The sequence below is a fragment of the Flavobacterium hydrocarbonoxydans genome, assembly GCF_009789235.1.
Lineage (GTDB): Bacteria > Bacteroidota > Bacteroidia > Flavobacteriales > Flavobacteriaceae > Flavobacterium > Flavobacterium hydrocarbonoxydans.
Genome location: NZ_WSTB01000007.1, coordinates 78765 through 91653 on the forward strand (window position 1 = coordinate 78765; position 12889 = coordinate 91653).

Annotated in this window: 10 protein-coding genes; 7 read left to right on the top strand and 3 right to left on the bottom strand. The window is 35.0% G+C overall.

The window, feature by feature from the left end:
• Window positions 1–237 precede the first annotated feature (237 nt).
• The gene (locus GON26_RS13560) at window positions 238–840 is read right to left on the bottom strand and encodes a hypothetical protein (RefSeq protein ID WP_160375316.1); all 603 of its coding nucleotides are present in this window, start codon (window positions 838–840) and stop codon (window positions 238–240) included.
• Between the two features lie 276 nt (window positions 841–1116).
• On the opposite strand from GON26_RS13560, the gene uvrB reads away from it, so the two are divergent.
• Entirely contained in the window at window positions 1117–3108 is a 1992-nt protein-coding gene (uvrB, locus tag GON26_RS13565) for an excinuclease ABC subunit UvrB (protein ID WP_160375317.1), read from the top strand.
• A gap of 300 nt (window positions 3109–3408) precedes the next feature.
• A complete protein-coding gene (locus tag GON26_RS13570) occupies window positions 3409–4635 on the top strand; it encodes a hypothetical protein (RefSeq protein ID WP_160375318.1) in 1227 nt (408 codons plus the stop codon).
• Window positions 4636–4637: 2 nt separating this feature from the next.
• On the opposite strand, the gene GON26_RS13575 is transcribed toward GON26_RS13570, so the two are convergent.
• The gene (locus tag GON26_RS13575; RefSeq protein ID WP_160375319.1) at window positions 4638–5039 is read right to left on the bottom strand and encodes an excinuclease ABC subunit B; all 402 of its coding nucleotides are present in this window, start codon (window positions 5037–5039) and stop codon (window positions 4638–4640) included.
• A gap of 364 nt (window positions 5040–5403) precedes the next feature.
• On the opposite strand from GON26_RS13575, the gene GON26_RS13580 reads away from it, so the two are divergent.
• The 5 genes from GON26_RS13580 (at window position 5404) to GON26_RS13600 (ending at window position 10770) form a co-directional block, all read left to right on the top strand.
• Window positions 5404–7176, top strand: a complete 1773-nt coding sequence (locus GON26_RS13580) for a DUF4347 domain-containing protein (RefSeq protein ID WP_160375320.1) — start codon at window positions 5404–5406, stop codon at window positions 7174–7176.
• 17 nt (window positions 7177–7193) lie between these two features.
• A complete protein-coding gene (locus GON26_RS13585) occupies window positions 7194–7703 on the top strand; it encodes a hypothetical protein (protein ID WP_160375321.1) in 510 nt (169 codons plus the stop codon).
• 174 nt (window positions 7704–7877) lie between these two features.
• Window positions 7878–8696 carry an alpha/beta hydrolase gene (locus tag GON26_RS13590; RefSeq protein ID WP_160375322.1) on the top strand — a complete coding sequence of 273 codons (819 nt, stop codon included), beginning with the start codon at window positions 7878–7880 and terminating at the stop codon, window positions 8694–8696.
• A 35-nt stretch (window positions 8697–8731) separates the two neighbouring features.
• On the top strand, window positions 8732–9742 hold the full coding sequence (locus GON26_RS13595) for a dipeptide epimerase (protein ID WP_160375323.1): 1011 nt from the start codon (window positions 8732–8734) through the stop codon (window positions 9740–9742).
• 5 nt (window positions 9743–9747) lie between these two features.
• Window positions 9748–10770 (top strand): aminotransferase class I/II-fold pyridoxal phosphate-dependent enzyme, encoded by a 1023-nt coding sequence (locus tag GON26_RS13600; RefSeq protein ID WP_160375324.1) that lies wholly within the window; start codon window positions 9748–9750, stop codon window positions 10768–10770.
• Between the two features lie 666 nt (window positions 10771–11436).
• Here the strand turns inward: GON26_RS13600 and GON26_RS13605 are convergent.
• Window positions 11437–12888: a SusD/RagB family nutrient-binding outer membrane lipoprotein gene (locus GON26_RS13605; protein ID WP_160375325.1), complete on the bottom strand. Its 1452-nt coding sequence runs from the start codon at window positions 12886–12888 to the stop codon at window positions 11437–11439.
• Window position 12889: the final 1 nt, after the last annotated feature.

Sequence of the window (12889 nt, forward strand, 5' to 3'; positions counted from 1 at the left end):
CGTCATCTACTTCAAAACAAATCTAATACTATTACCTCTAAATCATTATCTAAACCAGCATAATTTCTTGCAAAACTAAAATAATAATCTTCTTGAGCTACTACAATTTTTCAGGTTGTAGCTTTTTTGGTTTGTGACTTTCGTTGCGGGCACGGATTGCAAATCCGCGCTGTCATATCTGATTCTTTTTCGAAACCAACATAAAATTTTCTATAAATATATCAGTAATCTAATAATTTATTTCGTGTGATATTCCTTTTTAAGTTCATTTAAAATAATTCTTAAACTATCTGCTCTTTGAATATTTTTATTCATGCCAATACCCTCTCGATTTAATATTTCCAGATAATTAACACACCCATAAGCCCTATTCTTAACACCTAATTCTAAAAAATACAATAAATAATCTTTCTGAGCTGAATTTACTTTTTTTAGATTACTTAAATATGTTATTAAACTTGCATTTGTTCCATCATAACTAAATGGAGTATCTGTATAAAATTCTAATAAATGACTAAATGCATCTGAAGCATATCTGTATTTATGATGTTTTTCAACCATCGTTAATGTATAGGGAATGATTTCTTCTTTTTTGGAATCATTATATCTATAATAAAGCTCTAACTCACCGTAAGAAGCTTCATTTCCGTTGATTTTAACATTATATTTATCCTCCATTATACGATCTACATCAAAATATTTTGACTTTTTAAAATTTTCTTTATTTTGATCTTTTATACTTTTAGGTACTACTATTACTTTATCTATTTGCTTTTCTTTTTGACACGATACAATCAATAGAATAAGAAATATGACCTTTAAAATTTTAATTAACCTCATCTATTTATATTTATTTAATATTGACTTCTTTTTTCAATCAACCATTTAGAATTTAGTATACAAATCCCTTTTCCAACTAATATATCCGATAGCACTGATTTGCAATCCATGCCCGCAATCTACTTTAAAACAAATCTAACAATATTACCTCTAAATCATTATCTAAACTAATACAATTTCGAGCTGAAATCTGACAGAGTTTTTTTGCGTTCTACTTTCATCCAAAAAAAGAAATCAAACTTGTATCTTTGTAAATCAGAACTTTTACTTCAAAAAATGGATTTTCAAGTCGTCTCAGCATATAGCCCAAAAGGTGATCAGCCACAAGCAATTGATAAATTAGCACAAGGTATTCGCGATGGCGAGAAATTTCAAACTTTACTGGGGGTAACAGGTTCCGGAAAAACATTTACTGTTGCCAATGTTATTCAGGAAGTACAGAAACCTACTTTGGTTTTAGCGCATAACAAAACACTGGCAGCGCAACTGTACTCAGAATTCAAACAGTTTTTCCCGAATAATGCCGTAGAATATTTTGTTTCGTATTACGACTATTACCAACCCGAGGCTTTTATGCCGGTTACAGGTGTTTTTATTGAGAAGGATTTGTCTATCAATGAAGAACTGGAGAAAATGCGTTTGAGTACTACTTCTTCCCTATTATCGGGGCGTCGTGATATTTTGGTCGTAGCCTCTGTTTCGTGTTTGTATGGTATTGGAAATCCTGTAGAATTTCAGAAGAATGTTATTGCTATCGAAAGAGATCAGGTGATTTCGCGTACCAAATTATTACACAGTCTGGTGCAAAGTTTATATGCCAGAACCGAAGCCGATTTTAATCCGGGGACCTTTAGAATAAAAGGAGATACGGTTGAAGTATATCCTAGTTATGCTGATGATGCTTTCAGGATTCACTTTTTTGGAGATGAAATTGAAGAAATAGAATCGTTTGATGCTAAGACTTCGCAGGTTATTGAAAAGTTTAAAAAATTAACCATCTACCCTGCCAATATGTTTGTGACATCACCGGATGTTTTGCAGGGTGCGATTTGGGAAATTCAGCAGGATTTGGTTAAACAGGTTGATTATTTTAAAGAAATAGGAAAACATCTGGAAGCGAAAAGACTGGAAGAACGTACTAATTTTGATTTAGAAATGATTCGGGAATTGGGTTACTGTTCAGGTATCGAAAACTATTCCCGCTACCTTGACGGAAGACAGGCCGGAACAAGACCTTTCTGTTTGCTGGATTATTTTCCGAGTGATTATCTGATGGTAGTTGATGAAAGTCACGTAACCATTTCACAGGTTCATGCGATGTATGGCGGGGACCGCAGCCGAAAAGAAAATCTGGTGGAATACGGATTTCGTTTACCGGCAGCGATGGACAACAGACCCTTGAAATTTGAAGAGTTTGAAGCCATGCAAAATCAGGTGGTTTACGTATCCGCCACACCGGCTGATTATGAGCTGCAAAAGACGGACGGTGTTTATGTAGAACAAGTAATTCGTCCGACAGGATTATTAGATCCTATTATCGAAATTCGTCCGAGTCTGAATCAGATTGATGATTTGATTGAAGAAATTCAGGTGCGTTGCGAGTTAGACGAAAGAGTGCTGGTTACGACTCTGACCAAAAGAATGGCAGAGGAACTGGCGAAATATTTAACCAAAGTAAGTATTCGCTGTCGCTACATACACTCGGATGTGGATACTCTGGAGCGTATCGAAATCATGCAGGATTTACGAAAAGGTATTTTTGATGTCTTGATTGGGGTCAACCTGCTTCGTGAAGGTCTGGATTTACCAGAAGTTTCACTGGTTGCGATTTTAGATGCTGATAAGGAGGGTTTTTTACGCAGTCACCGTTCGCTAACCCAAACTATAGGTCGTGCGGCCAGAAACCTGAACGGAAAAGCGATTATGTATGCCGATAAAATCACGGCAAGCATGCAAAAAACGATAGACGAAACCAGTTATCGCAGAACCAAACAGATTAATTATAATACCGAAAACAATATAACACCTCAGGCTTTGAACAAAAAGATAGAGAGCGCCTTTACTAAAAACCCATTGGTAGATTATGAATTAGGAAATACTTTAAGTGTTGCGGCTGAACCAGAAACGAAATATTTATCGAAAGCTGATTTAGAAAAAATGATTCGCGAAAAACGTAAATCTATGGAGAAAGCGGCTAAAGAACTCGACTTTTTGCAAGCTGCAAAACTGCGTGATGATATTAAAAAACTGCAGGAACAGTTGCCTTAATTTTTTTGTTTTAAAACATTAATAGTAATCCGTTGGATAAAAATTTAACACATAGAAAACATAGCTTATTGACCTCAAAAAAGGCGTTTCACTTGCATTAAAACACATAGCTATGTGTGAGAAACGAGTTTCTTTTTGATTTACTTTTTTTTTAAAATCATAAAACCTATGTTTTCTATGTGTTTCATTTAATTTTTATTCATTACATCCAAAGGGTTAATAGTAGCAAAAATAATTTGATAGAATATTTTATAAGATATTTCAAATTCATTAGTTTTATCAAAATTTTAAAATTCTGAAATGAAATATCGTTTATTCCTTTTTATTTTTTTTGCCTTTATTTCCAATAGCATAGCGCAATCTGATACTACTGATGTTTTCACTACAGAAATAGAAAATTCTTCGGACATTATAAAACCCAATATCCTTTCTAATCATCCCTTTGGAATTTATATTTCCCGATTGAACCACAATTTTAATGTTCGTTCTCCTGATAAATACTCTTTTTCATTTGACTTTTCAAGCGGCAATGTCGTTCTTCCTTATGTAAAAGCATACGAATTAACAGATCCTAATGACCAGCAAAAAGCTGAAAGTATGGCCTGGCATAAACGTGAATTTGAATTTGATCTGACTAAAGTTCCTGCCAATACCAAAGAGTTTGAAGCCGATGGTGTCATCCGGTCGTATCGCTTTACTTTTACATTGCCCATTACGGTACATCACGAACTTAATTTCAGTTTGCGAATGAATTCCCTCGATGGCGGAAAATATCCTTATTCTATTTTTACTTCGGATGAATCAATCGAATGGTTTCACAGCAATATTGCAGGCGGCGAAGATCCGTTTTCAAGACGTTATTATGGCCTAAATAAAGCCGGAATCTCGTATAAGGATGAAACCGATAAGGTTTTAACAATGAATAATGGCGATTTTATCTTTTCAGGAATAGATATCAATTACAATTATTATCCTAAACTGGAAATGAATAAAAAGCATATTTATTTGAATTTTGGGGCGCAGCTGGGCATTAATACCTCCAGATATAATCCTGTTGCTGATTTTGGAATTTCGTCTTCGATCCTGAAAAAGATGCTCATCAAAAATAAAAACACATTAAGTTTTGGTGCAAGTATCGGGGCTTTACGTCAGCATTTTTTAGAGTATGGAGACCGGGTAAATATCAGTAATAACGATTTTTTATACAGTTTTGAAGGTCTTATTGATTATAAAGTAAAACTTAGAAACAACAACCGTATTTCGTATGGCATCAATTATAATGTTCAAACTTCCTATAGCAATAAAAAAGACTTAGATCATATTATTTTAACGGGGGAACGAATCAATACACACTGGCAAAAAACAATATCGCATTTATACGATACTTTAGAAGGATGGAATTTTATCTGCACCTATTCCACCAGAAGATTTTCTTATTTTGTCTATCTCAGAGAAGATCTGAATTTAGATAATGCACCCGATTTACAAACAGGGATTGGAGTTAAAATGTCAATTAAAAGAAGTTAGCTTTAATTGTGCTGCTCCTGAAATATCTTTAATAATAATTTTGGATCAATCATAGCATTGGGTGCTTTCTTCATCATATCCAAAATACGTTTTGTCGCACTTGGATTCAAACCCATTTCGATTGTAATTTGCTGGATAGCAGTTGCTTCTTTGGTATGCAAAATTCCATCGCAATGCATAATGAGCGCCAGTCTGTAAAACTGCTGAATCCTTTGAAACTCTGATTTTATCACAACCGGAAAAACTTCCTGATGAAATAAATCTTTAAAAGTAGCTTCATCAATTTTTAATTCTTCTGCGATAATTCTCAAAAAATCATATTCCCGCTGATGCAATTGCCCATCAATTGTTGAGAAAGAAATCATTTCTAAAAGCAAACTTATTTTTTCTTCTTTGGTATTCATTGAAATTATTTTTTGGCTAAAATATTGTTTTAAAACCAAATTAAAAAATCCTGCTTTAGACAGCGTTTAAGAATAATATTTCTTGTTTTGTAGAATTTATTTTTGATTTGTAGAACTAATTCTACAAATATATCTGTTTTTATATAATACTTTTGCCAAAATTACAGCCGAAAAATAATTAATTGAACATTACTTTTTATCTACTTCTAGTGTTCAGTATCTCTACAAGCCTTCCATTATTTATTAAAATAAACAATAATAACTAATTACATCAATCAAACCTGTAATTAAATTTAGTATTGAAATACTAAATTTTTTTATATGTTTTTTCTGTAAAAAAATACAAATTTTAAAGATTATAAAAATGAAAAAACTATTAAATCTTATTCCTTATTTTTTCTTTTTTCTTTTCTCCTTTTCGAGTATAGCCACACCTCTAAGTGATCATTTTTACATCGAAAAAGATATTAAAGAAACCGGGAAAATTATTTCAAATTTGACTAAAAAAGTGAATACCCAAACTTTTCAGTTATTCTCTCACGGTAAATCTGGTGAGCTCTACATCGATAATCATTGGATGAAGAAAGAAGAAATCGTTTTATTTCTTAAAAGTAAATTATCTAAAAACGTAAATCATCTCAATATATATGGTTGCGAATTTGGAAAAGATGAAAAAGGATTAACAGCCGTTCGGTATCTGGAAAAAGAATTAGGGATTTCTGTCGCCGCTTCTACCAATATTACGGGTAAAAATGGTGACTGGGTTTTAGAACTTGGAAAACCTATTCATGTTTTAGCCATAAAGAATTATAAAGCAGATTTACAATATGGTCCTGCTGAGGATTATGATAAAGATGGTGTTGTCAATTCTAATGATCTTGATGATGATAATGATGGAATTTTAGATACTAATGAATGTGTAGGAACATCCACATTTGAGCTTACTGCAGACAACCTCGTGAATCGTAATACAACCACAGAAACTACTTTTCCAAAAACCTATACTAATGTTTATGGTATTTCTGGTTTAAATATTAAAATAACACCATCGGGAAATTTCACGACAAATACAGCTGAGCCAAATACCCCGCAAATTACTAATGACGGTTTCGATTTTGGAAGTTTCAAAACACATGTAAACAGAGCAAGTGGTGATGGGGTTGCAAGTAGTTGGAATATTGAATTTGTAGGATCCGTTTTTCCAACTACAGTAGTGATGTCAACACCTGGCAATTTATTTGCCCTACCCACTGGATCTTACGAACTTATCGATGTACAGCTAACGCGAATGTCAACAGGAACTTTTGCTGTTGTGGCTAATCCTGCAACCTGTGGCTTAACAGGAGATAATAGTCTTACATTATCAAGCAGTTTAAACGCCGCCTCTGGTTTTCCTACAGTAACGGGTGTTTCAAAAGGAACCTGTGGTTTTACTTCTACCCATACAGACAATATTGGTTTTACAAAAATAGTTTTAAAATATAGCATACCTCAAACAGTTGGAGCAACTTCAACTACACTTCAAGCGGCAAGTTTTTCTATTACGGTTTGTAATTCAGATATTGATAATGATGGAATACCAAGTGCTTTCGATTTAGATAGTGATGGTGATGGCTGTAGTGATGCTCTTGAAGGAGGAGCTAATTTTACTAATGCTAATTTGGTAAATTCCAGCATAGCAGGAGGAAACTCAGGTACTGGTTATACCGGAAGTTCTACTATTCCAATTATTCAAAATCTGGGGAATACCGTAGGAAGTACCGGAGTTCCTACAATTGCCGGAACCGGACAAACTGTTGGAGATTCGAGAAATGGGTTGGTAAATTCATGTATTTGCTACAAACCTGGTGTTACTTCCGGAACAGGAGGATTACCTTCTGTTACGGGAATATCCAATTTTTTAGGTCTTCCGGGTAATCCCAAATATTGGCTAACAAACATGCCAAAAAATGGCGCATTGGTAATGGGCTCTAAAGACAAAGGATTCGTAATTACCAGAATTGCAAATCCTGAAACCGTTATTACAGGGGCAAATGCCGTAAAAGGGATGTTGGTTTTTGATACTGCAGCCAATTGTTTGAAAATGTACGATGGAACGCAATGGTTCTGTTTGACACAAAAATGTATAGATAATTAATTTTAAAAAAAACTGATATGAAATTTTCAACTCTATTGATACTATTGATTGGACTATCATTAAATAGTCAGGCACAGTCCAGCATCGGAAAAATACCAGCTGACGGAGCCGGAATATTAGACTTTAAACAAAATACAACTCTTGGCATTGTATTACCTCATCTAACCAGTACAGCCAAAGTGGTAACACCAGGAACTCTTTTTTATGATGTCAATACGAAGAAAGTAATGTATCGTGACAATAACAGTATTCAGGATTTATCTATAAAAACCGGAAATTTTACTGCTAGCACTGATTACACCAACTTAATTGTAGATAATTCGCGTGTTACCGTAGTGGGAGCATCAGGATCTAGTGCTACTGGAATTGTAATATTAGAATCGGCCACTAAAGCGCTCATTTTACCAAAAGTAGCCAGCCCTCATCTCAATATTGTAAACCCAGAACCCGGAACCATTTGTTATGATACAGTTAAAAACTTATTTTGTGTTTATGATGGAAAAGAATGGGCTTTTTGGGGAAAATAAGAGCTTCATAATAAATCTTAAATACTATAAAATATATCCTATTAGTTGAACTACTATTAGGATATTTTTATTTTACCTAGAATGACTAAAAATTGTACTTTAAACTTGCTTTTGTTTTAATGTAAAAAAGTAATTTGCTACTTTTAGCCCTTTATTAAACAATAAACAGTAAAAATGTTACAAAAAATATTATTTTTCTTATTTTTAACTTTTGCGTCAACAAATGCGCAAGATTTATCGAAAGAAAATGCTGTGCAAAATACTGTTTCTAAAAATGTTTCTACCTTTAGTATTGAAGCACCTCAATTAAAAACTTCAAAAAAAATCTGGATTTATTTGCCTGAAAATTATGCGAATTCAGACAAAAAATACAACGTGATGTACATGCACGACGCCCAAAATCTATTCGATTCGAAAACCGCTTACGCCGGCGAATGGAATGTAGATGAAAAACTGGACAGCCTGAAAGCACAAGTGATTGTGGTTGGGATTGAACACGGAAATGACAAACGTTTAGAGGAACTCACTCCTTATAAAAACGAAAAATACGGAGGCGGAAACGCTGATAATTATGTAGATTTTATCGTAAAAACATTAAAACCCTTTATTGACAAAAAGTACAGAACCAAAACAAAAGCCAAAAACACGACCATTATGGGAAGTTCTCTTGGCGGACTGGTTTCGTATTATGCTGTTTTAAAACACCCTGAAACTTTTGGGAAAGCTGGCGTGTTTTCGCCCTCTTTCTGGTTTTCAAAAGACATTTACACTTTTACGGAACAGCAAAAAAAAATCAAAACCAAAATTTACTTTTTGTGCGGCGATAAAGAAAGTGATGATATGGTAAACGATATGACCAAAATGGAACATTTACTGGATACGAAACGGTGTTATTGCTTACACCTTAACAAATCTAAAATTGTAAAAGGCGGCCAACACAACGAAAAACTCTGGCGAGATGGTTTTGTAAACGCCTTTTTATGGCTGAATTAAAAAAAATAAAAATACATTAAACATAAAACAACACAATGGAATTAATTTTAAGAGCGTACAACCTACAACTAAAACACACTTTTACTATTTCGAGAGAATCAATTGATGTACAGCCTTCTTTAATTGTAGAATTAAAAAGCAATGGTTTTTCCGGATTTGGAGAAGCTACCTCAAACCCTTATTACAAAACAACGGTTCCGATGATGATGCAGGATTTAGAAAAAATCAGAACCATTATCGAAACTACCGAAGATGAAACTCCAGAGCAGTTCTGGTCAAAAATACATCCTTATCTAAAAGAGGATATGTTTGCTTTGTGCGCTTTAGATTTGGCTTACAACGATTTGTATGCCCGCAAAAAAGGCAAAAAATTATACGAATTATGGAACTACACTACCGAAAGAAATCCAATGACGGATTACACTATCGGGATTGCTTCTATAGATAAAATGGTTTCGAAAATGCAGGAGCTTCCGTGGCCAATTTATAAAATTAAATTAGGTACCAAAGAAGATATTGCCATTGTAAAAGAACTTCGTAAACATACAGATGCTATTTTTAGAATTGATGCCAATTGTGGCTGGGGTGTAGAAGAAACGATTAATAATGCTGTTGAACTCAAGAAATTAGGTGTCGAATTCTTAGAACAACCCATGAAAGCTGACAATTGGGAAGCCCATAAAGAGGTTTTTAAACACTCGGTTTTGCCAATCGTTGCAGATGAAAGCTGTATTATTGAAGAAGATGTTGCCAAATGTCATCATCATTTTCATGGCGTAAACGTAAAACTGGTAAAATGCGGTGGATTAACTCCCGGAAAACGCATGATCGAAGAAGCTAAAAAGCTTGGATTGAAAACGATGGTGGGCTGTATGACCGAATCTACTGTTGGAATTTCGGCTATTGCGCATTTATTGCCTCAACTGGATTATGTTGACATGGATGGTGCATTGCTTCTGGCTCAGGATATTGCTACAGGCGTAACCATAAAAGACGGAATTATCAGCTACTCTGACCTTAACGGAACTGGTGTGACTTTACTATAAACCCAATGAAAGTCAATCAGTTTCCAGACAGAATTATCGAAATAGAACAAGAGCAGTATTTGTATTTTGGAGGTACTGCGTATTTGGGATTGCCTGCCAACGAAGCATTCCAGCAATTGGTTGTAAAAAATATTCTGAAATGGGGAACCACTTACGGGAGTTCCAGAAATGCGAATATCAAACTTACCGCCTATGACAATGGCGAAGCTTTTTTGGCACAACATATTAAGGCTGAAGCTGCTGTTACGGTTTCGTCCGGAATGCTGGCCGGAAAATTGGTGATAGACGAACTGCAAAAAGACACGGATTGTTTCTTTCGTTTTCTTGCCACTCATCCTGCCCTAAAAGCACCGCATAGTTTGCCTTTTTTTATGGATGGAAAACTGAATCCGCGTTTATTGGATGACACTGTTGAGCGCATCACCATTCTGACAGACGGCGTTCCTTCTTTTGAAACCAAAGCTGTTGATTTGGATATCCTAAAAGCGATTCCGGGTCATAAAGAAGTGACTTTGGTTATTGATGAATCGCATTCGCTGGGGATTTTAGGCAAAAATGGCTGCGGTATTTTTTCGGAGGTAAATGTTCCCGTCAAGCGAAAAATTATGCTTTCGTCATTAGGAAAAGCGTTTGGCGTTACCGGAGGCGTGATTGCTGGTGATCTTTCGTTTATTAACAAAATAAAGAATCTGGACACTTTTGTCTCTGCGGCCGGAATGAATCCTGCCTTTGTGCAGACATTGGCCGATGCTGCCGAAATTTATGTTTCGCAACATCAAAAATTAGTCAAAAATCTGAACTATATTAGTACGAAACTGCTTCCAAATGATACTATTAATTTTGATAAAACCTATCCTTTAATTTACTTAGAAAAAGAAGGCATACATGAAGCATTAATGGATCATAAAATCATTATTGCTCATTTTAAATATCAGGAAAATGCAAAAAATCTGAATCGGATTGTCGTGACGGCAAATCATACCAAAGAAGATTTAGATCAAGTAATCAGTGTTTTGAATACTTATTAATTATAATTCAATCCGGTGGGTGAAATTATTTTTAACACATAGATACATAGCTTATTGAACTCAAAAAAGGCGTTTCACTTGTATTAAAACACATAACTATGTGTGAAGAAACGAGTTTCTTTTTGATTTTCCTTTTTTCAAAATCATAAAATCTATGTTTTCTATGTGTTGAATCATTTTTTTTTGAATTGCACCCAGCGACCCAGCGTATTAATCTTTTTTTCTGTTTAAAAAAATTAAACTCCAGAGGGGTTTTATTACACTCAAATTCACACTTAAATATTAAAATAAAATAGCCCAAAGGCCAATCTTTACGTCAGCGACGTGAAATTTCACGTCCCGGACGTGAAATTTCACATCGCTGACGTGAAATTTCACGTGCCAGACGTGAACGTTTACGTTCCTGATGTAAAATTTCACATCGCCGACGTGAAATTTCACGTGCCAGACGTGAACGTTTACGTTCCTGATGTGAAATTTCACATCGCTGACGTGAAATTTCACGTCCGGGACGTGAAATTTTACGTTTTTAGAGAGAATGATCAAAATTTTGTGTAAACTCAAAAAACCTATTACTATTTTTCGAAAGACGTAACTGCTAAAAACAAATAACCCCTTCTACGAAATTTCATAGAAGGGGTTATTAGGAGTAATGTGCTGCTTTACTTATTTAGCCCACCATACTTTTGTTTCCATTTTATCTTCGCCCTGAACTGCAATGGCAGCTTCATAATTGGCCAAATTCAATGTTTTTACGTTGGCTCCGTAAGCTTGTCTTTGCGGAATTGTAGCCGATCCGATAGCACCCACAGGAACCGTTAAGGCAACTGCATTGGCACCAAATCTTCTCCATTCATTCCACCCTTCATATCCCTGCATGAATAAGGCAATGTGTTTTTGATATGCAATCGATTTTATATCAACATACGGAAATTCTAACACATAAGCATCGGCAGCTTCAGCTGTAACGCCCCATTGTGCCATAGAAGCTTTGATTGCTTCTGTATAAAAAGCAGCGGCACTCCCTGGAATCCAACCTAAAGAAGCGGCTTCTGCTTTTGCAAAAGTCATTTGTGCATAGGTGTAGAAAAAAGCAGGAGCTGTCTTGTTCTTGATAATAGAATTTGTGATATAAGAATAATTAGCAACAGTAGCATTTCCAGTTACAGAGGTAACACCACCATTGTATATTCCGCCGCCATTAGTTGCTTTTTCAGCAAATTTTGCCAATCTAGGATCTTGAGGCAACATATTGGTACCTGTACCAATCAACATATTTACAAAAGGCTCACTCACCAAATAATCTGATCTTGTTTCAAAACGATCTTCCCATGGATTATCGTAAGCTTCATCAGCAATGTACGGAAAAGTCAGGTTTTGTGCGTTCGAAGCTATCGTTCCTGCATTCATAGCCTCTACAAATTTTGTTGCAGCATAACCACCGGCAGCAGGAAATCTTTTGGATAAACGCAATGCCATATTCATTTTTAAAGTATTGGCAAAACGTTTCCATTCTGACATTTGTGTTGCTTTATTCGTAAAAAGCACATCTCCTTTTGGTCCTGCTCCAGCATCAATCATTGCTACAGCATTATCAATATCTTTAAACAATCCGTCATAAATTTCTTCTTGTGTATCAAATTTAGGAAATGTATCATCAAGACCTTTTAATGCTTCAGAATAAGGCACCATTCCCCAACGATCTGTTAGGTGCTGAAAAACATACGCTTTCAGAATCATGGCTACCGCTATCTGATTATTATTAGAACCATTTCCTAAAGCAGTACCGGCAGTCGCAGGATTTTGATTTACTTTGATTACTTCCTGCAGATTGTTCAGAATTGATACATAAGTACCACTGTAGTCAAAATTCGTCACATCGTAAATCGTTTCTTTAGGGTACTGACCATTGGTAATATACTGTACATAATTTAATGGTTCTGTAGCAGTCAGTATTGAAGACATTGACCTTTCGGCGCCCGTTAACAACGAAGCTGTATTGACAACACTCGGGTCATTCGGACTTAAATTAGTATCTCCAAAATCAGCGTTATCACACGAAACTGTGGTTAAAGCTGCTGTTAGCGCTATAATGGATGTTATGATTATTTTTTTCATT

Bases quoted from the DNA above. Each gene is read 5' to 3' on its own strand.
- GON26_RS13560 (WP_160375316.1), bottom strand. From the start codon at position 840: ATGAGGTTAATTAAAATTTTAAAGGTCATATTTCTTATTCTATTGATT.
- uvrB (WP_160375317.1), top strand. From the start codon at position 1,117: ATGGATTTTCAAGTCGTCTCAGCATATAGCCCAAAAGGTGATCAGCCA.
- GON26_RS13570 (WP_160375318.1), top strand. From the start codon at position 3,409: ATGAAATATCGTTTATTCCTTTTTATTTTTTTTGCCTTTATTTCCAAT.
- GON26_RS13575 (WP_160375319.1), bottom strand. From the start codon at position 5,039: ATGAATACCAAAGAAGAAAAAATAAGTTTGCTTTTAGAAATGATTTCT.
- GON26_RS13580 (WP_160375320.1), top strand. From the start codon at position 5,404: ATGAAAAAACTATTAAATCTTATTCCTTATTTTTTCTTTTTTCTTTTC.
- GON26_RS13585 (WP_160375321.1), top strand. From the start codon at position 7,194: ATGAAATTTTCAACTCTATTGATACTATTGATTGGACTATCATTAAAT.
- GON26_RS13590 (WP_160375322.1), top strand. From the start codon at position 7,878: ATGTTACAAAAAATATTATTTTTCTTATTTTTAACTTTTGCGTCAACA.
- GON26_RS13595 (WP_160375323.1), top strand. From the start codon at position 8,732: ATGGAATTAATTTTAAGAGCGTACAACCTACAACTAAAACACACTTTT.
- GON26_RS13600 (WP_160375324.1), top strand. From the start codon at position 9,748: ATGAAAGTCAATCAGTTTCCAGACAGAATTATCGAAATAGAACAAGAG.
- GON26_RS13605 (WP_160375325.1), bottom strand. From the start codon at position 12,888: ATGAAAAAAATAATCATAACATCCATTATAGCGCTAACAGCAGCTTTA.